Origin of the sequence: Bacillus sp. EAC, assembly GCF_002156875.1 — a bacterium.
In the GTDB taxonomy this organism is placed as follows: Bacteria; Bacillota; Bacilli; order Bacillales; family Bacillaceae_G; genus Gottfriedia.
The window spans coordinates 56,524-79,531 of the sequence record NZ_NCSY01000011.1; the positions used below are offsets into that span (position 1 = coordinate 56,524).

General features: G+C 32.6%; 26 protein-coding genes. All 26 read right to left on the reverse strand.

The window, feature by feature from the left end; all coding sequences use genetic code 11:
* Positions 1-41: 41 nt before the first annotated feature.
* Entirely contained in the window at positions 42-719 is a 678-nt protein-coding gene (locus tag B7R65_RS17515) for a zinc metallopeptidase (RefSeq protein ID WP_088044134.1), read from the reverse strand.
* A 58-nt stretch (positions 720-777) separates the two neighbouring features.
* Positions 778-1,560, reverse strand: a complete 783-nt coding sequence (locus B7R65_RS17520; RefSeq protein WP_088044135.1) for a sporulation protein YpjB — start codon at positions 1,558-1,560, stop codon at positions 778-780.
* 64 nt (positions 1,561-1,624) lie between these two features.
* Positions 1,625-2,197, reverse strand: coding sequence for a DUF1405 domain-containing protein (locus B7R65_RS17525; RefSeq protein WP_088044136.1), 573 nt, complete (start codon positions 2,195-2,197; stop codon positions 1,625-1,627).
* A 153-nt stretch (positions 2,198-2,350) separates the two neighbouring features.
* Entirely contained in the window at positions 2,351-3,127 is a 777-nt protein-coding gene (locus B7R65_RS17530; RefSeq protein WP_088044137.1) for a menaquinol-cytochrome c reductase cytochrome b/c subunit, read from the reverse strand.
* A 62-nt stretch (positions 3,128-3,189) separates the two neighbouring features.
* Positions 3,190-3,864, reverse strand: a complete 675-nt coding sequence (qcrB, locus tag B7R65_RS17535; protein ID WP_056466653.1) for a menaquinol-cytochrome c reductase cytochrome b subunit — start codon at positions 3,862-3,864, stop codon at positions 3,190-3,192.
* A gap of 2 nt (positions 3,865-3,866) precedes the next feature.
* A complete protein-coding gene (locus B7R65_RS17540; RefSeq protein WP_088044138.1) occupies positions 3,867-4,367 on the reverse strand; it encodes a QcrA and Rieske domain-containing protein in 501 nt (166 codons plus the stop codon).
* A 142-nt stretch (positions 4,368-4,509) separates the two neighbouring features.
* Positions 4,510-4,959, reverse strand: a complete 450-nt coding sequence (locus B7R65_RS17545) for a DUF2487 family protein (RefSeq protein ID WP_088044139.1) — start codon at positions 4,957-4,959, stop codon at positions 4,510-4,512.
* Positions 4,960-5,239: 280 nt separating this feature from the next.
* Positions 5,240-5,776: a ReoY family proteolytic degradation factor gene (locus B7R65_RS17550; RefSeq protein ID WP_088044140.1), complete on the reverse strand. Its 537-nt coding sequence runs from the start codon at positions 5,774-5,776 to the stop codon at positions 5,240-5,242.
* 54 nt (positions 5,777-5,830) lie between these two features.
* On the reverse strand, positions 5,831-7,090 hold the full coding sequence (locus B7R65_RS17555) for a tetratricopeptide repeat protein (protein WP_088044141.1): 1,260 nt from the start codon (positions 7,088-7,090) through the stop codon (positions 5,831-5,833).
* A 21-nt stretch (positions 7,091-7,111) separates the two neighbouring features.
* A complete protein-coding gene (aroA, locus tag B7R65_RS17560) occupies positions 7,112-8,398 on the reverse strand; it encodes a 3-phosphoshikimate 1-carboxyvinyltransferase (protein ID WP_088044142.1) in 1,287 nt (428 codons plus the stop codon).
* Positions 8,399-8,585: 187 nt separating this feature from the next.
* Positions 8,586-9,671: a 3-dehydroquinate synthase gene (gene aroB, locus B7R65_RS17565; RefSeq protein WP_088044143.1), complete on the reverse strand. Its 1,086-nt coding sequence runs from the start codon at positions 9,669-9,671 to the stop codon at positions 8,586-8,588.
* Complete coding sequence (gene aroC / locus B7R65_RS17570) at positions 9,671-10,840, reverse strand: chorismate synthase (protein ID WP_088044144.1); 1,170 nt, start codon at positions 10,838-10,840, stop codon at positions 9,671-9,673. The genes aroB and aroC overlap by 1 nt, the downstream gene beginning before the upstream one ends.
* Positions 10,841-10,938: 98 nt before the next feature.
* Positions 10,939-11,712, reverse strand: a complete 774-nt coding sequence (locus tag B7R65_RS17575; RefSeq protein ID WP_088044145.1) for a CheR family methyltransferase — start codon at positions 11,710-11,712, stop codon at positions 10,939-10,941.
* Positions 11,713-11,796: 84 nt separating this feature from the next.
* Entirely contained in the window at positions 11,797-12,243 is a 447-nt protein-coding gene (gene ndk, locus B7R65_RS17580; RefSeq protein WP_088044146.1) for a nucleoside-diphosphate kinase, read from the reverse strand.
* A 240-nt stretch (positions 12,244-12,483) separates the two neighbouring features.
* A complete protein-coding gene (gene hepT / locus B7R65_RS17585; RefSeq protein WP_088044147.1) occupies positions 12,484-13,446 on the reverse strand; it encodes a heptaprenyl diphosphate synthase component II in 963 nt (320 codons plus the stop codon).
* A gap of 43 nt (positions 13,447-13,489) precedes the next feature.
* Positions 13,490-14,200: a demethylmenaquinone methyltransferase gene (locus tag B7R65_RS17590; RefSeq protein ID WP_088044148.1), complete on the reverse strand. Its 711-nt coding sequence runs from the start codon at positions 14,198-14,200 to the stop codon at positions 13,490-13,492.
* Positions 14,201-14,234: 34 nt separating this feature from the next.
* On the reverse strand, positions 14,235-14,912 hold the full coding sequence (locus B7R65_RS17595) for a heptaprenyl diphosphate synthase component 1 (protein WP_179194910.1): 678 nt from the start codon (positions 14,910-14,912) through the stop codon (positions 14,235-14,237).
* A 154-nt stretch (positions 14,913-15,066) separates the two neighbouring features.
* Entirely contained in the window at positions 15,067-15,639 is a 573-nt protein-coding gene (gene folE, locus B7R65_RS17600) for a GTP cyclohydrolase I FolE (RefSeq protein WP_088044150.1), read from the reverse strand.
* A gap of 138 nt (positions 15,640-15,777) precedes the next feature.
* Positions 15,778-16,050, reverse strand: a complete 273-nt coding sequence (locus B7R65_RS17605; protein ID WP_056466694.1) for an HU family DNA-binding protein — start codon at positions 16,048-16,050, stop codon at positions 15,778-15,780.
* Positions 16,051-16,591: 541 nt separating this feature from the next.
* The gene (gene spoIVA, locus B7R65_RS17610) at positions 16,592-18,070 is read right to left on the reverse strand and encodes a stage IV sporulation protein A (protein WP_088044151.1); all 1,479 of its coding nucleotides are present in this window, start codon (positions 18,068-18,070) and stop codon (positions 16,592-16,594) included.
* A gap of 197 nt (positions 18,071-18,267) precedes the next feature.
* On the reverse strand, positions 18,268-18,984 hold the full coding sequence (locus B7R65_RS17615) for a hypothetical protein (RefSeq protein WP_088044152.1): 717 nt from the start codon (positions 18,982-18,984) through the stop codon (positions 18,268-18,270).
* A 20-nt stretch (positions 18,985-19,004) separates the two neighbouring features.
* A complete protein-coding gene (locus B7R65_RS17620; RefSeq protein ID WP_088044153.1) occupies positions 19,005-19,202 on the reverse strand; it encodes a DUF2768 domain-containing protein in 198 nt (65 codons plus the stop codon).
* 305 nt (positions 19,203-19,507) lie between these two features.
* The gene (locus B7R65_RS17625) at positions 19,508-19,771 is read right to left on the reverse strand and encodes a stage VI sporulation protein F (RefSeq protein ID WP_088044154.1); all 264 of its coding nucleotides are present in this window, start codon (positions 19,769-19,771) and stop codon (positions 19,508-19,510) included.
* A gap of 122 nt (positions 19,772-19,893) precedes the next feature.
* Positions 19,894-20,931 carry an NAD(P)H-dependent glycerol-3-phosphate dehydrogenase gene (locus B7R65_RS17630; protein ID WP_088044155.1) on the reverse strand — a complete coding sequence of 346 codons (1,038 nt, stop codon included), beginning with the start codon at positions 20,929-20,931 and terminating at the stop codon, positions 19,894-19,896.
* Positions 20,932-20,981: 50 nt separating this feature from the next.
* Entirely contained in the window at positions 20,982-22,292 is a 1,311-nt protein-coding gene (der, locus tag B7R65_RS17635; protein ID WP_088044156.1) for a ribosome biogenesis GTPase Der, read from the reverse strand.
* 121 nt (positions 22,293-22,413) lie between these two features.
* Positions 22,414-22,998: a YphA family membrane protein gene (locus tag B7R65_RS17640; protein WP_088044157.1), complete on the reverse strand. Its 585-nt coding sequence runs from the start codon at positions 22,996-22,998 to the stop codon at positions 22,414-22,416.
* Positions 22,999-23,008 lie beyond the last annotated feature (10 nt).

The following is a 23,008-nucleotide window of genomic DNA, read 5'->3' on the forward strand; positions in this document are numbered from 1 at the left end:
TCTAGGCCAATGCCCAGTATCGCTTTTTATTTTGCTATTTTTTAATCATCGTTTTGCATACCAGTATAAATTAATACTAATCGTAATAATTCAGCAACTGCAACTGCAGCAGCAGCTACATATGTTAAAGCTGCAGCATTTAATACACGCTTTGCATAAACATGCTCATTTGAATTAATGATTCCATTCGTTGTGATTTGTTTAAGCGCACGACTAGAGGCATTAAATTCAACTGGAAGTGTAATAATTTGAAATAATACACCAATCGCTAATAAAAGTATTCCTAATAACAATGCTCCTGTTAAGCCAGAAAAAATCCCAATTAGGATGAAAATCCATGAAAAATTAGAACTGAAATTTGCAACTGGTACTAACGAATGACGAAATCTTAAGAAACTATAATCATTTGCATCTTGGATTGCGTGCCCTACTTCATGAGCAGCAACCGCTGTACCCGCTACTGAATATCCGTGATAGTTTTCAGATGATAAACGAACAACTTTTGCTCGAGGATCATAATGATCTGATAAGTATCCTCTTGTTTCTTCTACTCCAACATTAAATAAACCATTATCATTTAATATCTTTCTCGCAACTTCTGCACCTGTTAAACCAGATGTAGAGCTAACTTTTGAATACTTCTTAAATGTTGACTTCACTTTAAATTGTGCATATAGAGGTACAATCAACAAAATTAAAAAGTAAATTAGATAACCCATTAATATTCCTCCAAAGAGCATTATTTTACAATATTGTATAGATTATTAGAGAATTTTGTCAATCATTATGCTCTCGTCTTTTTTTATTCTTACTTCGATCACCTTTATATTTTCTCCAACCAACATAACTTAATGTACCGACTATGATCCCACCAGTTGTAAATATCGTCCAAAAAGAAGTAGGTGGAAAAATCGAATTTCCTTGTTCAAAAATAAATGATAACTCGGCTTTCGTCTCATCTAATTTTTGTTTAAAAGCTGGCAATTCTTCTTTATTAATTCGATATTCATCCAAAAATGTTACTAATGAATTTATCTTCTTCACTTCATCATATGGCAGGTCAACGAGTAAACTTGGGTAAACTATTTCAAACTGATGTAAGAATTGATTTAACTGAATTTCATATGCTTCTGAATTCCCTCTTTTATAGGCTGCGTCCATATTATGTAAAGGCGTCATGACAGATTGTTTCATTTCCTTCCACATCGGCTGTAGTGATGTTTCCCTTGCATCAACCATCAATCTAACTCCAAGTACATCTGCAACTTTTTCCTGCGGATCACTCGCATCATTCTTTAAGGAGAGGAGAGCATTTTGAAAAGTAACAGAGATTGTTTCCAAATCTTTAGGAGTAAAATCCTTATTCTTTTTAACATCCCCCATATAATTTGTTTCAAATTGTTCTAAAAGATTTGCGCCATGAATATAATCACCTTCTTGTACTAAAGATAATGATTTTTCAATTAAAGAAGTTTCTTGATCTATTTTTGCGAAACCTTTTAGGTTATTAAATGAAAAGAAAATAAAAAAAACGCTTATCCCAACTATTAATTTTCTCATCTAATCCCTCCCTCATAACTACTAATAATTATGAGAGCGAGGACAAGAATAGAACCCCAATAGTTCAGGCTCTTTTCTTAAAAATTAATTGGTAATAAGCAATTAATATAACAAATATAGACAACCAAAAAGTTACGAATGCGATCCAGTTTTGATAGTCAACTAACATATAATATTGAGGCATTGTTCCGAATACATAATCGAAAATAAGATCCTGCAAAATCCAAATACTAGCTACAACTAAGTGCCATTTTTTCACTTTGAAAACTGGTGCATACAAGATTGCTTGTAAAGCCATTCCTGCGTGTGAAAAAATTAACATATAAGCAATCGTATCAAGACCTCTAGCTAAATATAATACCATAGCATTCATCAAAACTGCCCAGATGCCATATTTTACTAAGCTGACATATGCTAAAGCCTCAATCAGACCACTGCGCTTATTAAGTAACCATAAAATTAATACAAAACAAAAAAACAAAGAAGCCGTTGGACTATCTGGAACAAAAATCCTTAGCCAACCTGGGGTATCTTTTAATTGAATTCCATACCAATAATACCCATAAAAAGTCCCTAAAATATTAATAATTAGTAAAGCCATTAAACTTGAACGTAACCTGATCAAACTGTATAGCATAATCGATTATACACTCCATTTTCAATTTCTTTCATCCGAACTTATTTATAACACAAAGTTCACAATTAGTATGTAAACATCCATTTTTCCCATGTTAGTATTTCAATATAAGTTGATATTAAAAAAAGAGTCGAAAGATCGACTCTCTTTTAATTATTCTGTTTTACCTGCTTTTGAAACGAATTCAGCTAAGACTTTAAGTTCTGCATCTGTACCTTTAAATACGCCAGCTGGCATAGCTTTACGTCCGTTTCTTGCGATATGTGCAATTTCCTCAGGTTTTAAACCGTTGTTTTGAAGACTTGGAGCTGCTGCGCCACCTTCAAGGTTATCACCATGACAAGATACACATGTATTTTTTTGTAATAATTTGTATGCTGGATCCTCTTTATTTAACTCAACAAAGGCACGGATTTTTCCTTGCTCTTTTGTTTTTTTCCAATCATGGTGAGCAGCTGCTTCCCATGTTAAATAAATTACACCAGCAAGTCCTAATAGCATAAAACCAGTAGGTACGATTCGTTTGATTGGTCTTCTTTCAGCACTAGTATCTAGGAATGGCGCTAATAATAAACCACCAAACGCTAAACCTGGAATGACGAAAGCACCGATTACGTTATAGTCACCTGAAGCATAGCTATACTTTAAGAATTGATATAAGAACAAGAAATACCAGTCTGGTAGTGGTGTATAACCAGTATCAGTTGGATCTGCAATCCTCTCTAATGGAGAAGGATGTACAATTGTTAAGGTTAAATAGCCAATTAAGAAAACTGCTCCAACCATCCACTCTTTTAATAAAAAGTTTGGCCAGAATGCTTCTGTTTTCCCTGGATATTCAGAATAATCTTTTGGAATATTTGGTTTACGTCCTGCAACAGCAGGTACGCGTGAGTCACCGACAAACTTCATTCCTTTACCGCGATGCATGTTCTCCCTCCTTTATTTCAACACACATTAGTCTACTGACTAAAGCCTCAATTAACTAAATCTTATAGTGGTCCTGAAATACCTTGCTTACGAATGATTAAGAAATGCGCACCCATAAGAGCAAGTAAAGCACCAGGTAAGAAGAATACATGAATTGCGAAGAAACGAGTTAACGTTTGTGCACCAATGATTTCTGGATTACCAGCAATTAATGTTTTTACTTGCTTACCAATAAATGGTGTTTGTTCAGCAATTTGCAGACCTACTTTTGTCGCAAATAATGCTTTCATATCCCAAGGTAATAAATATCCTGTAAAGCCTAATCCAAGCATTACGAAGAAAATTAAAACCCCTACAACCCAGTTAAGCTCACGAGGCTTTTTATATGCGCCTTGGAAGAATACACGTAAAGTATGTAAGAACATCATAACAATAACTAAACTTGCACCCCAGTGATGCATACCACGAACAATCTGTCCGTATGCAACGTTGTTTTGTAAGTAATAAACTGATTCCCAAGCATTTTTAATATCTGGAACATAATACATAGTTAAAAACATACCAGATAAAATTTGGATTACTGTAACGAAAAATGTTAATCCACCAAAGCAATATACAAATGCTGAAAAATGGTGTGCTGGATTAACGTGCTCTGGTACTTCATGATCAGCGATATCTCTCCACAGAGGTGTAATTTCTAATCGCTCATCTACCCAGTCGTAAATTTTGTTCAACACGATTATTTTCCTCCTTGTGGTAACGCTTTACCAAGATAGAAAGCATCTTTTTCTACTTTTACTTGATATACATCTAGTGGTGCAAGTGGTGGTGTTCCTTTAATGTTTTTACCACTCTTTTCGTAGCGACCACCATGACATGGACAGAAGAATTGATTCGGATGTTCTTTATTGTCGTTCCAACCAACTGTACAGCCTAAATGCTTACAAGTAGGTGATAACGCAACAATATCTCCTTTTGAATCCTTATACACCCATGCAATGTGAGACGCGTCAGATTTAACCCAACCATCGACTTGCTTAACTTTGAAGTCAAATCGTTTTGGATCAGTAGTTAAATCTTTTAATAATCCAACTTGCACAAACGAACCAGCTGCTTCTTTTTGTAGAACTGGATCAATAGCAAAACGTGCTAATGGCATAAGCATTCCTGCAGCCATAAACCCGCCTACACCAGTTAACGTATAGTTTAAAAACTGGCGTCTTGAAACCTTTTCACTCATGAAAATTCCCCCCTCTATCACAAGTACTCCTGTACGGACAACAGCTATAATAATAAAACTAGGACACTTTCATAATATAATAACAAATTTAGAAGGTCAATAATATCCTAATAATAATCATTTAATAATGTTGTTTTTATTTTTATCCCCATATTTTAGAAAATAATGCATTTAAATGTGATAATTGTTTTTCAACAATTACTTTTTGAGTTGTCTCATCTAAACTATTTATATTTAGTGCTGGTAACCAAATTAAAGATTCTTCCATTTCTGAATTCAATTGTTTCCAATCATAGTCGCATGTTAGAAAGAAAATGTGTTTCATTCCGCTCTCTTTAAACTCTTGATTCCATTGCATTAAACGGGTAGTTTTAGCCTCTTCACCTAGTAAATAAGTAAATTCCGGTGCAATCACTACTCGTCCCTTGTATGTACGTTCGATTTCCGAAGTAAGGATAATCAGATCTTCTCTTTGTTCAGCTAAACTGATATTTTCTTTACTTATTGATACAGGACATAATGGAACAATTACAGTATCAATATATTGTTGATGCTCTAAAACTTGTTGTAAGTCACTAGTTGTCCATTTCATGTTAACTACCTACTTTCTAATTTGAAGATAATAAAATTTAAATGTGAAATTTTTGTGAACAAATATCTATTTTCAATTTAACCATATTTTACTATTTTACGAAAGAAAAAAAGCCCTCAACTTTGAGGACTTTCGCTTTTATTTATTGACTGTTTTCGTAAATATAGTTGGTATTTCTCTAGGAGATTTGTTGCTATCCATTCTTCAACAGAAATTCTCTTTAACCAAACCTTTTCAAAAACAACAATCTTGTCGCAAACAGCCTATTTATAAGCTTACATTATAATGTCTTTAACTGATTAGTTAGTTCCTTGAAACGCTTGGCATCCTGTTGATCCAACGCTTCATCAATTAAACGCATTAAACGATCTCTTTGGAAATTAAGTATTGAATCTGTTAAAAGCTTTTCAGCAATAACACGATCTTTTTCGTTCGTATTTAAGTTTTTCGGTAAATGTGGATTCTCTTCTAAAACTGAAACAAACATTGGATATTGAAAGGAAGATTTAAAATTTAATTGGATATAAATATCTTCATCTCGATTTAGTCGAATATCATGAAATGACTTTTCTGCATCGGTCGTCATCACATTTTGTTTATAAAAATGAAATGGGACTTCTTTTACGCAGTTTGTCGACATCACTAATCCACGAGGGCAATATTTAGACTGTTCGACAAAATGAACCTTCTTCATTAAATAATCATGGCTCATTAAATAATTTAGTATCCATACACATTCTCGCTGTTTTAATTGAAAATTACTTAAAAACCACTTTACAAAATCTTTCTTTTCATTCACAGATACAGGGGTTGCCATTTTTAAATCCCTCCTCTGTCCATTAGATTTGTCCCCATTTCTGAATAAAGAAAATTACAATTCATTTATTCGATCAAGACGTTCCCTTACTTCTTCTTGCAGGTATTCATCATCTTTAAGCATAATGTATACCTCTTTAGCTTCTTGTACTAAACCTTCTTCGTATAATAAATCTCCGAATTCCTTTAAGTAGGAAATTTCCTGGTTAAAGTCATTATATGCAAGACGATATTGATTTAATGCCAAATCATATTTTTCTATTCCATAGTATGCTTTTCCTAAATCCCAGTTAAAATGCGGATCGGAAGCACCATGTTCAATTGCTAATTCGATTGTCCCAATTATTTCATCAAAATCCTCTTCTTCAAAAAGAATACCGACTAATAACTGTACTGCTTCAATTAGGGATGGGTCGTAAATTAAAGCTTCCTGTAAATGCTTTTTACTCGTATTTAAATTTTTTAATTTACGTGCTAGCTTGGCTGCTGATAATAAACATTCAACATTAGTCTCATCTACTTGTAATGCTTTTTGAAGTATATCATATCCTTCTTGATATTGACCTTCCATATCATAGGCTTTACTCAACCATAAGTGTGCAACCAAATACTCTGGATCAAAGAAAATCGCTTCCTCAAAAACAGGAATACAAGCTGAGTAACGCTCTGCTTGGAATAGTGTAATGCCGTATCCCAATAATGTATGGAAGTCTTTTGAATGTTGGATTCCTTTTTCGTAAAACGGAATTGCTTCTTCCCACTCACCTTCAGCACTTAAACATTCGGCTAGTCGTAAGTCTTTATTAACACCATTAACTTCTATTTCTAGCATTACTAATTTTTCATAAAACGAAATTGCTTTTTTATAGTCATACTTACTAAAGTAATATTCGCCTAGTGCAAAATCAACAACTGGCTCATTTGGTAAAATTCTTTTTGCTTCAAATAGCTTTTGTTCAGCGACTTCATCAAGACCTTGAACTTGATATAAATCAGCCATTAAAAGTAAAGCCTGTACTCTGTTTTCACTTTCATCCTTAATTGAAAGTAAAATCTCTAATGCTTCATCTTCTAAATCAAGATCTAATAATAATTCAGCGTAAATTATTTTAAGCTCTTCGTCATCACCGTATAAGTATACTAAGTCTTCAATAATATTTTTCGCTTCATCAATTAAACCTAATGATTGAAAAACGATAGCAGCTTCATATTTTTCTTCATCGTTTGCACTTTGTAAACTTTTTTTTAGGACATCTAATCCTTTTTCAGTTTCGCCGTTATCAATCAGCTGTACTGCTTCATAAATACTACTCATTAAAACACCTCTTAATTCAAACTACTTTATCAGTTCATTTAATTGTTCTTTAAAGTTTGGAAATGAAACAGCAATACATTCAATATTTTCAATCTCTGTTTCGCCTTCTGCTACTAACGCAGCAATTGATAGCATCATTCCCATTCGATGGTCTCCATGTGACTTAACATTTGAAGCTATTAAAGAACTTTCTCCTTGTATAATCATACCATCTTTTGTAGCTTCGATGTTTACACCAAGTTTTGTAAGTTCTTCTACTACTGTTTGTATGCGGTCAGTTTCTTTTACTCTTAGTTCTTCTGCGTCTTTGATAATTGTTTCGCCACTAGCAAATGCTGCTGCTAAAGCAATGATAGGTAATTCATCAATACAAGTTGGAATCTCTTCTCCTCCAATTGTAGTAGCCTTTAACTTGCTCGATTTCACTCGTAAATCGGCGATAGGTTCGCCATTAACGATCTTTTCATTTTCAAGTGTAATGTTAGCCCCCATCCGTTCTAAAACAGTTAATATACCTGTACGAGTTGGATTTACGCCAACATTTTTCAGTAGAATTTCACTATTTGGAATGATCGAGCCTGCTACCAAGAAGAAAGCTGCAGAGCTAATATCACCTGGCACAGTAACTGACGTCGATTTTAAACTCTGATTTCCAGTAATTGAAACTGAATTCCCATCAACTTTTAGATCACACCCAAAAGCTTTAAGCATTCTTTCAGTATGGTCACGAGATTTTTCTGGTTCCGTTACAACAGTAGTTCCATTTGCAAATAAACCAGCTAATAGGATAGAAGATTTTACTTGGGCACTTGAAACAGGTGAATGATATGAGATACTACTCAGTTTCCCACCTCTAATTGAAAGTGGCGTATATGTTGCATCTTCACGTCCATCTATTAAAGCTCCCATTAATCTTAATGGGTTACTTACTCTTTTCATTGGTCTCTTAGCAATTGATTCATCGCCTACTAGTACTGAATGGAAAGGTAAGCCACTTAATATCCCCATTATTAACCTTGCTGTTGTTCCTGAATTTCCTACATCAAGAACTGAATTCGGCTCTGTAAGCCCCTCTATACCTTTACCATAAACGATTACTTCCTCATCTTGAACATCAATATGTACTCCAAGTTTTCTAAAACAATCAATTGTACTTAAGCAATCTTCACCTAATAGAAAGTTTGTAACTCTTGTCGTCCCATTTGCTAAAGAACCAAACATTATCGCTCTGTGAGAGATCGATTTATCTCCGGGAATTGTGACTTCCCCTACCAAACGGACTTTTTGTGCTGAATGCGAATTTCCCATATTAGACACCTTTTAAACCTTTCTATATGTAATAAACATTCCATTTTTATTAATTCAAACCTTTTTTTTTGTAGAAAATCTGTTCGACTAATTCCCCTAAATAATTACAATAAAAATTAATCATTTTATTAGAAAAAGAAAATGATATTTTGATTTATCAATTATCAAAACACCATTTTCCCAAAAATTATTTAATTATTTCTGTAAGAAAACATTTTAACTGATCTTTCAGGACACTTTCTTCAACTTCACAAATTTTCGGTACCCCAAAATCCTTTAATAATACATAATTTATTTTTTGCTCAACATTTTTTTTATCTTGTTTCATTAATTCGATAATTGAAGGGATGTCCAAATTAAGATAAACAGGATAATCAAGTTTTTTAAACCAACTTAAAAATAATGCAAACGATAAATCAGTTTCAAATAATTTTTCACTTAAATAAATAGAAAATAATGTTCCAAATGCAATTGCCTCTCCGTGGGTAGTCTTCGTATAGCCTAAATAAGCTTCGATTGCATGACCAAGAGTATGTCCTAAATTAAGAAAGGCTCTTACTCCATTCTCTCGTTCATCTTCTGAAACAATTTGGTTTTTCACGCTTATTCCCATTTCAACACATTTTTCGATAAGGTTAGGCTCTAAATTTTCAAGCGATTGAATCGAATTAATTAACCATTTGGTATTTTCTTTAGAAGAAATCAGAGCTTCTTTTATGATTTCTGCAAAACCTGAACGCCACTCCTCAATAGGTAATGTATTGAGGAAGTTTAATTCGTATAATACTAATTCTGGTTGATAAAATGCTCCTACAATATTTTTTGCTTTAGGTAGATTAATGGCAACCTTGCCACCTATTGCACTATCATGTGCCAATAATGTAGTTGGGATTTGAATGAAGCGTATTCCTCTCATATAGGTCGCAGCAACAAAACCAGCTAAATCTCCAACTACTCCTCCACCTAATGCAATAATTAAACTATTTCGATCTAGTTTACTTTCAAAACAAAATTCCAAGCATTTTTCATAAATCGCAAAATTCTTACTTCTTTCTCCGTTTGGAAAGTTATAACTATCAGTATTCGTTAAATGAGCAACCTGATTTTTAACATCTTCTAAATAATAGTTGGCTACATTATCATCACTGATGATTACTATTTTTGAAACTTTTGGAGAGAAGTTTTCAATAATTGACTGTAAATTACTTAAAATCCCATATCCAATACAAACGTCGTATTGCTTAGAGCTTGTTTTTACAGTAATTCTATTCATTAAAATTTCCTCGCATATTGACGGTAGTCTTCAATATTATTTTTTAATCGGTCCAGTTGATCTGATTCAAACTGATCAACAATAGCTTTAGCAATCTCCCAAGCTACGATATGTTCTGCAACAACTGAAGCAGCCGGTACAGCGCAACTATCTGATCGTTCAATACTTGCTTCATAGGTTTCTTTTGTTTCGATATCAACGCTTCTAAGCGGCTTGTACAATGTTGGAATGGGCTTCATTACCGCACGAACTACAATAGGCATTCCAGTCGTCATACCGCCTTCAAATCCTCCTGCACGATTTGATAAACGATAGTATCCTAGTTCTTCAGTATAAGCAATTTCATCATGTACTTCACTTCCTGGAATTGATCCTGCTTTAAAACCTATGCCGAATTCAACACCTTTAAATGCATTAATACTAACTATCGCACCAGCAATCTTAGAATCTAATTTGCGATCATAATGAACATAGCTTCCGATTCCTGGAGGCATTCCCTCAACCACTACTTCAACGATTCCACCTAAAGAATCACCATTTTTCTTTGCTTCATCAATTAAATTTTTCATATTTTCAGTTGCATCTTCATCAATACAACGGACTTCTGAATTCTCAGCTCGAGTATGTAAATCTGCAGAATCTTTATACGCTACTTCATTTGACTTTACGCCACCAATTTCAATGACATGACTAGCTATTTTAATTCCAAGTTCACTTAATAGTTTCTTAGCAACAGCACCTGCAGCAACACGAACCGTTGTTTCACGTGCAGAAGAGCGCTCTAGTACATTACGAACATCTCTAAATCCATATTTTATGGCTCCGTTTAAATCAGCATGACCAGGTCTTGGTTTTGTAATACTTCTTTTACCTTCATATTCTTCATTTTCTAAAGGTTCAGCACCCATAATATTTGTCCAATGAGTAAAATCTTTATTTTCAACAACTAAAGCTATAGGAGAACCTAAAGTAAATCCATGACGAACACCACTTGTTATCTGAGCAGTATCCTTTTCAATTTGCATTCTTCTACCGCGACCATACCCACCTTGACGTCTACGAAGTTCATTATTAATTTCTTCTGATAATAGTGGTAAGCCTGCTGGAACGCCTTCTATAATCGTTGTTAATTGTGGACCATGAGATTCACCTGCAGTTAAATAACGCATGCCAACACCTTCTTTTTATGTAAGATTAAAATTATTAGTTATTACTATACCACAACATAATCTGAAAATAATATAAAAAAAGAACCATAATTTGGTTCTCATAAAGTTTTTTTATAAAAAAATGTTTGATCAGACGTAAATGAATACTTTTCTGCGTGGAAAATTTGTTCAGTACTCCCTACAAATAATATTCCATTTTGATTTAAGGCTTTTGAAAAGTTTGTATAAATATCTATTTTTGCTTCTTCTGTAAAATAGATTAAAACGTTTCTACAAACAATTACATCAACATTTTTTTCATATGTATCAAGCAATAAATTGTGCTTTTTAAATTGAATTTGTTTCTTTAATTCATCACTTACTTTATAAATTGATCCTTCTTGTTTAAAATATTTTGCTAATAATTCTTTAGGTACATCTTTGATCGCTTTTTCATTGTATACACCAATCTTTGCTTTTGAAAGAACATTTTCATCTAAATCAGATGCAATAATTTGAAATTGGTGAGGTTTTAAATATTTTAATAATATCATTGCTAATGTATATGGTTCCTCACCAGTAGAGCATGCTGCACTCCATATTTTTACTTTTGTATTATTATCTAATATAGGCGGTAGAATATTTTTTTCAAAAACTTCCCAACGATTCGGATTTCTAAAAAACTCTGAAACATTTATTGTCATTCGATCTAAAAATTCAAAATACATACCATTATCTTTTTCCATACCATGAAAGAAGTCTACAAATGATCGATATCCCTTTTTTTCATATAAAGATTTTAATCTTCTTTTCATCTGTGATTCCTTATATAAATACAGATCAATTCCAGATTTCTTTTTTACTAATTTTATAAAATCAATATAATCGTCCATGAGATTCCCCTACTAATTCATTCAAATTAAAGCGCTTTATAAAAAAGCCAGCAAATATGCTGGCTTTTAACTTATAAGTTATTATTAATAGATCCACTCTTTAATAATCTTAGAGTATTCAACTAATTCATTTTCGTTGAAGAAAATGCCGATTTCACGCTCTGCACTTGCAGGTGAATCTGATCCATGAATAATGTTCTTTCCAACAGTTGCAGCAAATTCTCCACGGATAGTTCCAGGAGCTGAATCTTTAGGGTTAGTAGCACCCATCATTTGACGTGCAGTTGCAATAACATTTTCACCTTCCCAAACCATTGCAAATACTGGGCTTGAAGTAATGAAATCTACTAACTCTCCGAAGAAAGGACGCTCTTTATGCTCAGCATAATGAGTTTCTGCTTGTTCTTTACTAACTTGCATTAATTTTGCGCCTACTAATTGGAATCCTTTTTTCTCGAAACGTGAAACGATTTCACCAATTAAATTACGTTGTACACCATCAGGTTTAACCATTAAATATGTTCTTTCCATTATGCAATACCTCTCTCGTTCTATTATGTATAAGCAATACAGTAGAATCGTAACATCAATTTATAAAATTATCAATAGTTTAAAATCTTCTTATTATGCAAATATTGTAATCGTTTCCATAAAATCTATTTAAATGTGAAAAAAATTGGCTAATATTCGATACTTACAAAAAAATTTACTTTTTACTGCAAATAGCCAAAAGAGGCAGAATCAAAATACGAATGCATTTTAATACTACCTCTAATTTTTTCGATTACCAATATTTTTTGCAATTAAAATTAACATATCTTTGGCTTCATTATCAGGTAATTCTTGAATACTTTTTAATGATTTTTCTAGATATTCTTCACTAATTCTTCTTGCTTCTTTAATATATTGACTCTTACGGATTTGATTAATTAGTGGTTTTACTGTTTCAGGGTTAATTCCTTCATAAACTGAAACGATTTTCTCTTTGAGCGATGGGTCAGACATGGCAAGTAAAACAGGTAATGTAATATTACCTTGTATAAGGTCACTTCCAGCTGGTTTACCTAACTCTTTCTCGGACGCTGTAAAATCGAGTATATCATCCATAATTTGATAGGACATCCCTAGATAATAACCATAGTCTCTTAAACATTTTTGAATATCAGGACCAGCTCCAGACGAAATTGCACCAATTTCACAACTAGCCGAAATTAATAGTGCTGTTTTTCTCTTTATTCGTCTTAAGTAACATCTTAAATTTTGCTCAAAATTATATTTATCTTTAATTTGTTCAATTTCACCTAAACAAATTTCTAATATAGTTTGAGATAATTTTTGATGTGCTTCTGGAATCTCAATTTCAGACATACTTTCTAAAGCTTTGGCAAATAAGAAATCACCTGCATACATTGCAACCCGATTATTATAAGTTGAATTTATTGTTGGTTTTCCTCTTCTTAAGCTAGCTTCGTCAATTACATCGTCATGGACTAGTGATGCCATATGTATTATTTCCAATGTTGCCGCTACATGCCTAATAGATTGAAGATCATATTCCCCAAATTTTGCACTAAGTAGTACAAATACTGGTCTTATTCGTTTCCCACCTGATTTGAGTAGCTTAGTAGACGCATCTTTCAAAATGGGCTGGGATGAGTTGACCGTTTGATGAAGAGTATATTCAATCTCATTAAAATCTTTTTTTAAGTAAGAATACTTCCATTTAACCTTCATGCCGTTCACCTTTTTATTCATTCCATATTATTGCGTTCGTAATTTAGTTTTTTGGTTTAACACCTAGATGCATTGCAGCAACTCCAAAAGTATATGGTTTTACTTTTATTTTTTCTAATCCTGCTTTTTCAAATAACTTAGCCAATTCATTCATACCAGGGAATGTACTTGCGCTTTCTTGTAACCAAGAGTATTCTTTAAAGCTTTTAGCAAAAATTTTCCCGAATATTGGCATTATGAATTTAAAATAAGCCTTATATACATGTCTCACTCCAAATGCTGTTGGTTGAGAAGTTTCAAGACATACTACAATCCCACCTGGTTTTACTACTCTTGTCATTTCTTTTAATACTTGATAATAATCAGGTACATTTCTTAAGCCAAAACCAATCGTTACTACATCAAACATATTATCTTCAAATGGTAACTCCATTGCATTTCCATGGATTAATGAAACTTGACTTAATTGCTGATTTTGAACTTTTGCTTCACCTATTGATAACATATTTTTGCTAAAATCTAACCCAAATACTTTTCCTTCTTTACCAACTGCTTCTGCTAATGCAATTGTCCATTCACCTGTTCCACAGCAAACATCAAGAGCTTTCATACCCTTTTGAACATTCATTATTCGCATTGTGTGTTTACGCCAAGCGATGTGGCGTTGAAAACTAATTATTCCGTTCATTTTATCATATTTATTATATATTTTTTCAAACACATCATGGACGCGTTCTTCTTTTGATTGAGTCATATAAACCCCCACTAAGCTAATTACTTCTGTCTAATTATTTTTGTAATTGTAAGATAGTTTTTGATACTTTATCTTTAAGTTCATTATGATCTTTGTTCATTCCGATAAGTTTTTTCATCTGCAAAATAAAATCAGATTCTATGTTTTCATTCAGTAAATAAAATTCTTTTTTTAGTCGTGTTAATAAACATTCATTTTCAATCACACTGATCGATTGAGATGAACCAATATATTTGGCAAAATGTACAAGTATTGTAGATTCAATAATTGTAATACATTTTAATAATTCTTCAAAAGTATTAAATTGATGATGAACTAGATTAATTTTTTGTTCATTCATTTCTTTTACTGCATATGAAAGTTCTTTAATTAAACTAATTTCACCAGTTCTTGAAAGAGCTTCATAATAAAGGCCGCTATAAAAGTCTCCCTCTAACACTGTTAACTGTTTCTTTTCTCGATCAATTGAAGTGCTTTCATAATTTGAAACCTTTTCATGGGTATCTAGTGCAATTTGATGAATCATCAAAGCATTACAGTAATGAACAATTTTATCATGACTAAACTCATTTTCATCCATTAATTGAATGAGAAGAGACACTTTCACATCATCAATAATAGGTGTTGTCAAATGTTTATTTAAATACGGATGCTTAATCTTTTCTAAGATTTGTGCAATTACTATATTTTTCAACTCATTAGTGCTACTCATTATTTCCATCCATTCCATTAATTACTAGCTTGTTTCATTATACCATAAGTATTTTAGATGGTATAAGTTGATTATTATTACATCGTCAACTTGTATTATTTTATAATGAATAATTTTCAAAAAAAAGCAGGTAATCCTGCTTTTTTAGTAGAGATTAATTTTTAGAATGAATCATAGAAAGAATTTCATTTCTACCTTGGACATCTTCCTTTAATGAACCACGTACCGCTGTAGTAACTGTTTTTGAACCAGGTTTTCGAACTCCGCGCATTGACATACACATATGCTCTGCTTCTACTACTACCATAGCACCATGTGGCTCTAAAACTTCCATTATCGCATCAACAACAGAAGAAGTGATTCGCTCTTGTAATTGAGGTCGTTTTGCCACTGTTTCAACTGTACGAGCTAATTTACTTAAACCAGTTACTTTTCCATTTCTAGGAATATATGCTACATGCGCCACTCCGTAAAAAGGTAATAAATGATGTTCACACATTGAATGGAACGGAATGTCTTTTACTAGTACTAATTCTTCATGGTCTTCACCGAAAACTTTATGTAAATGTTCTTTTTCATCTTGATACATACCTGAGAAAACCTCAGCATACATTTTCGCTACTCGCTTTGGTGTTTCGAATATTCCTTCACGATTTGGATCATCACCGATTGCCTCAAGAATTTGACGAACTGCTTGTTCAATTTTTTCTAAATTTACTTCCTTCATAAACTGATCCCCCATGCATAAAAAAATTCTAATATCATTTCTATCAGATTTATTTATTTTAACATAATTCTTTTTTATGAAGCAAAAAAAAGAAGGATGCATTTATAAGCATCCTTCTATTTCGCTTAAATTATGTAATTATTTTACAGCATCCTTAAGCGCTTTACCAGGTTTGAAAGCTGGAACTTTACTTGCAGCGATTTCGATTTCCTCGCCAGTTTGTGGATTACGTCCTTTACGAGCTGCACGCTCACGAACTTCAAAGTTACCAAAGCCGATTAATTGTACTTTATCCCCGTTTTGTAACGCACCAAGAATTGATTCGAATACAGCATCAACTGCTAAAGTAGCTTGTTTTTTTGTTAATTCACCAGCTTCAGCAACTGCATTGATTAAGTCTGTTTTGTTCATGTCTTTCACCTCCTCCCAAAATTTATTATAAATTGATTCTTAATTTCATTAGTGACCAAAAATCGAAAATTTATACAACAAATTCCAATTTATTTCTTTGTCATGCCTTATATTATACGATTCTACTGCATATTTCAATATGTTTTATAAGAAAATGTTGGAATTACTCGAAAAAAATAGTAATTTTTCTGAAAAGTAGATTTAACAAAGTAAAGATTATAATTTTTTCTTAAAATAATGCATAAATACACTTTACAAATGGTCTATTTTACATTAAAATCCATTTTTCAATTTTAAGACTTTCACAACATGATTGTTGGCAATCTTTAAGTACCACGTCTATCCCCTTGACGAAGCTGAACCTCATCAATCTTACTTCACTCAGGTCTTTTTTTTGCTTCTATTTCAATTTGGAGTTTCATGGATTTTATCTCGCAACTTAATTCTATTAACTATCAACAGTAAACTTTAACAAAGTATAGAAATTATAGGTTAAACAAAAAAAATCAGATGGATTGACTCCCATCTGACTCGTTATTCCTTAAAGGATGATCGCAATTAAGCCGCCACTTCCTTCATTAATTATGCGTTCTAACGTTTCTTTCAACTTATATCTAGCGTTTTCTGGCATTAGTGATAACTTAGCTTGTATTCCTTCTCGAACAATTGAACTTAAGGAACGGCCAAAGATATCTGAGTTCCAAATCGATAATGGATTATCCTCGAAGTCTTGCATTAAGTACTTAACAAGCTCTTCACTTTGTTTTTCTGTACCGATAATTGGTTCAAACGTAGATTCGACATCTACTTTAATCATATGAATTGAAGGAGCTACAGCCTTTAATTTGACTCCAAATCTTGAACCGTGTCTAATTATTTCTGGCTCATCTAAACTCATATCTAGTAAAGAAGGAGCTGCAATCCCATAGCCAGTTTGCTTTACCATTTTTAATGCATCTGCGACTTGATCATATTCCAGTTTTGCATGTGCAAAGTCTTGCATCAACTCTAATAAATGATCTTTACCGCGAATTTCAACACCTACAACTTCTTTTAGTACTTGATCATATAGCTCATCTGGTGCAGATAAATCGATTTCAGCAACCCCTTGCCCCATATCGATTCCAGCAAGTTGAGCATGTTGGATAAATTCGTAATCACTAAACTGTCCAACGACATAATCTACATCTCTTAGACGTTTAATATCTTTAACAGTCTCTTGGATCGCTTCTTGGTAACTTTGGCGTAACCAGTGATTTTCTTTCAACACTAACACCCAACTAGGTAAATTAACGTTTACTTCTAATACTGGAAACTCGTAAAGTGCTTCACGCAATACATTTAATACATCACCTTCGCGCATCGCTTCTACGCTAAGTGCTATTACAGGTATATCATATTTTTGGCAAAGTTCCTGTCTTAGCGCCTCTGTATTCGGATGATAAGGTTGTGATGAGTTAATAACCATTATAAAAGGTTTTCCAACTTCTTTTAACTCTTGAACAACTCTTTCTTCTGCTTCAATATAATCGTATCTTGCAATTTCTCCAATTGAACCATCTGTTGTTACGACAACACCAATTGTTGAATGCTCTTGGATTACTTTTCTAGTTCCGATTTCTGCAGCTTCGTTAAATGGAATAGGCTCTTCATACCAAGGAGTACTAATCATTCTTGGACCATTTTCATCCTCGTAACCCTTTGCTCCTGGTACGCTGTATCCTACACAATCTACTAACCGTATATTTACATCTAAGCCGTCAGCTACATGAATTTTCACACCTTGATTAGGTACGAATTTCGGTTCTGTTGTCATGATTGTTTTTCCAGCAGCACTTTGAGGTAATTCATCGTGTGCTCTTGCTCGATCAGCTTCATTTTGAATATTAGGAATAACTACTGCTTCCATAAAACGTTTAATAAATGTTGATTTACCAGTACGAACAGCACCTACTACACCTAAGTAAATATCTCCTCCTGTGCGCTCGGCAATGTCCTTAAAAATATCTATCTTTTCCATGTGTTCCCCTCCCGATTTATCAATACATGGGAATAATTGACTTGAAGTAGTATGCCTATGACAATATAATTCTATGATGTTGTCCTAGAAGGTTATGACAAGATTTTTTATAATTCTTAACATTTTTTTAAGGATAAATATAAAAAAATCCTTCGATAAAATGTATTCTTCTATCAAAGGATTATGATTTTATTTATTTAATTTTGTTCTAAAAACACTGGTTGTCCGTCTTTTACCGTGTATGGAAGTGAATATGCAGGCACAAATGGCGAATCTTTTTCTAATATTGAACGAATATCTTGACCTGTTTTAAATTTCTTTGCTTCATCGATTTTCTCAAATAAGTCCATTGAGTAATCAACATAAAAATCTCCATCGTTTCCCATAATGATTGGTAAGTTTTTTTGACTATAAGGACTAATGACAAAAGGCTCTTCTTTAAATCCAATCTTTTTGTAGTTTAATAGAAAAACACCTTTACTTAAGGTTTTCTTAATTGGTGGATAAGTGTGTTTTTCTCGATATACTTGGACTCTTAATCCAACATCTCTCAATTTTTCGGCAATTCTTAGATCAATTAATTTCACAGTTGGATTCGTTTCGGCATCTACTAAAACGTATTGATAAATGCCTCCATTTTCAAAAGAGTTACCCGGTGCATCACTTAAATAACCAGGGATTAATCTTGTAAAATCAATCGGATATTTTAAATAGATAGGAGTAGACATATCTTTCGTTTTGATTGGTAAAATTCCCGAATTTTCTTTTTTAAACTTATTTACTGCTGTTTGTACTGATTGAATTTGATCTTCATAAGGCGTTTGATTTTGTGCCAATTGGTCTTGTGGATACAAACATCCGCTTAAGATACTAATCAATGTACACATTAAAATAATAAATGATAGCTTCTTCATGTTAATCCCCTTAAGTGTAATTAGCTAGGCCAGCTTAAAACGATATATGTAATTAAAATACCCGAAATGATTAAAGACATATAGGCTATAAATGCTGTCACCATTTTTAAAAATTTAATTTTAATTGTATTTCTACTTAGATAAATTAAAAATAAAGATAACAGCATTAAGCCGATTCCTGCGAATGAAATTAGTTCATTTATGTGTGCCGTGCTCATAATTATCCCCCTATGTACTTTCTAACATTACTATAGTACCAAAATAGTATGATGATTTGAAATAAATTCTTAAGTTTTTAAATTCAATCATTCTTCATTCTATAAATCTTACTGAAACTTGTCTATTTTTTGATTAAAAAAGAAAGAAAAAGCAACTGTCTACTTCTTCCTTCTTTGAAGCAAATTGGGGCACTTGCTTCGCTAATTTTGACTAAACCCAACCAGTTTACAACCGGTAAAAGTCATTCTATATTATGCATAAATTTTCATTATGCACTAAATACATCGCAGAAGAATGAGCCCAATTATTTTTGTTTAAACATATTTGATAATGATTGAAAGTCTAATGGCATATTATTAGTGACGATTGCTTGAACAATCTTATCTTCTTTCTCTTTTGAAACTTGACGACCAGTCATTGTTGCAATTTGACGCACAAGTTTACGAACTGTTGCCTCATCTTTGAAATTTGCATCTTTTACTGAATCAGCAACTTTAAAGATATCTGTTTTACTTACATTTGCTTTCTTTTCAATTTTATCAAAGAAACCATTTTGATTGTTTGTCACTATTCAAACCTCCTTCTTTGCTATACATCTTATGCTATGCAAAAAGAAAGAAATGGTGAAACGCCTAAAACAATCAATATAAGAAAAAGCATTAAAAACTTAGTTTTTAATGCTTTTCAAATTTATTCAGTAAGGTCACTAATAAAATTTGAAGTGCTTTCACCTTCATGTCTCTTATCACGAGACATTAAGGCATCTACAGCAGCTTTTGGATTCTTATCCTCAAATAATACTGCATATAACTCATTCACGATTGGCATTTCAATCTTAGCTTGTTTTGCCAATTCATAAGCAGCTTTAGTTGTACGTACGCCCTCAACAACCATCCCCATATTATTTAAAACTTCCTCTAAAGACTGGCCTTTTCCTAAAAGATTTCCAGCTCTCCAATTTCGACTGTGAACACTCGTACAAGTAACAATTAAATCACCCATACCTGTTAAACCAGCAAAAGTTTGTGGATTTGCACCCATTGCTTTTCCTAAGCGAATAATTTCAGCCAATCCTCGAGTCATTAATGCAGCTTTCGCATTATCACCATATCCAAGACCATCTGTAATTCCAGCAGCTAATGCAATGATATTTTTTAACGCACCACCGATTTCAACACCAATTACATCTTCATTCGTGTAAACACGGAAAGTAGCATTTGAGAACAAATCCTGAACTTCTCTTGCTTCTTCCATATTAGAAGACGCTGAAGTTAAAGTTGTTGGATGTCTTAATGCAACTTCTTCTGCGTGACTAGGACCAGATAAAACAACGACTGATCTTAAAAATTTCGATTCCATTTCTTCAGTAATCATTTCAGAAACTCGCTTAGAAGTTCCAGGTTCTATCCCTTTACTTGCATGAATCATTGTTACTTCGTTTGTTAAAACATTATTTACTTTTTGACAAACTTCTCGTATCGCTTTTGTTGGCACGACCAGTAAAATGTATTGGGCATCTTTTACTGCATCGCTTAAATTATCTGTTGCTTTTAATGAATGAGGTAATTCTATTTCAGGTAAATATTTTTTATTAATATGAAGCTCATTAATTTCATTAATTTGATTAGAATTATTTCCCCATAACATAACTGAATGCCCATTATCTGATAGAACCATAGCTAATGCGGTACCCCAGCTACCTGCACCTAGAACAGCAATTTTTTTCATATTAACACTCACTTTCATAAAAATTCCGCTACATTACGATTAAAGTGGAATTAAGAACGCGCACGTCCAATTATTCTTATCGGAGATCCCTCGAAATCAAATGCATCTCGAATACGGTTTTCTAAGAAGCGCTCGTAACTAAAGTGAAGTAATTCAGGATCATTTATAAACACAACAAACGTAGGTGGCTTAATTGCCACTTGTGTTGCATAATACACTCTTAAACGTTGTCCATTATGAGTTGGTGTTGGATTCATTGCAATAGCATCCATAATTACATCATTTAATACATTTGTTGGAACACGTAAGCTATGACTTTCGCATGCTTTATTAATCATTGGTAATAATGTCTGAGTTCTCTTTCTTGTTTTAGCTGAAAGGAAAACAATCGGTGCATAGTCTAAAAATTGGAAATGAGCACGAATATTTTCTTCAAACTCTTTCATTGTTTTCTCATCTTTTTCAACTGCATCCCATTTATTAACGACAATAACAACAGATCTTCCGGCCTCATGTGCATAACCAGCAATCTTTTTATCTTGTTCAATAATACCTTCTTCACCATCTAAAACAACTAAAACAACATCTGATCTTTCAATTGCGCGTAAAGCTCGTAGTACACTATATTTTTCTGTACTTTCATAAACTTTACCTTTTTTCCTCATACCTGCCGTATCAATAATTACATAGTCTTGTCCATCCTTAGTATAAGGAGTATCGACTGCATCTCTAGTTGTACCTGCTACATTACTTACAATTACGCGTTCTTGTCCTAATAATGCATTAACTAAAGAAGATTTACCTACGTTTGGACGACCAATTAAACTAAATTTAATTGTATCTTCATCATAGTTATCATCTTTATTTTCTGGAAAATGATTAATTACCTCATCAAGTAAATCCCCTAGGCCCAAACCATGAGAACCAGAAATTGGATAAACTTCTCCAAATCCTAAAGCATAAAAGTCATAGATATCACTTCTCATTTCAGGATTATCTACTTTATTGACAGCTAAAACAATTGGTTTTTTAGTTTTATATAAAATTTTCGCAACTTCCTCGTCTGCTGCTGTTACACCTTCACGACCGTTTGTTAGGAAGATAATTACATCAGCCTCGTCGATCGCTATTTCAGCTTGTTGACGGATTTGTTCTAAAAATGGTTCATCTCCAATATCAATACCACCTGTATCAATTAAGCTAAACTCTTGATTTAACCATTCTGCAGAACTATAAATTCGATCTCGTGTAACTCCAGGGATATCTTCTACAATTGATATCCTTTCTCCCACTATTCTATTAAAAATAGTTGATTTCCCTACATTTGGACGTCCAACTATTGCAACTGTCGGTTTAGACATTTAATTTCATCCTTCCTTGCATACCTATGTACCAATAATTTCTTATATATACTTGGTTTAAATAATTTATTTAAATAACTTATCTATTTTAACAAAAAATGTGGAAAAAGACCAACACTCATTAATTGTTTATTAATTTCCTACCTTTCACAAACCTTTTTGCAAATCGTAATGATAAAGATTTTACTAAAATTAATAATAATATCGTTGCAAATAAAATAGCTAACCAATTGATATCTCCAATGACATAATCAACTTTAATCGATCTAAATGTAAAAAAATTAAAAATTTCTCCTTGGATTAGACCAATTAATATTAATTTAATTTGTTCTTCGAAATTTTTACTTAAAAACAGTGCAAGAACGATCGCAAGAAGTGAAGTTGACAAAAATATGTTAATAAAAAAGCTTGCGGGATCATATATGACAATAATACTCATACTACTATACACCATACCGATGATTAATCCTTTAATAAAAAGTATAATTTGAACACTTTTGTTTAATAAACTTAAAAAATAACTAATAAGAACGAATAAAATGATAAAAGAAATATTAACATTGATCGCATCGATATTAAACGTTAAATAAGAACCACTTATCAAAACAAGTAAGATTGGTATTGTCAATTGATTTAATTTTTCTTTATTTAAATGACAAATAAACACACATGTCCAACTTGATAAAATAAATAATAATCCATGCAAACAAAACACC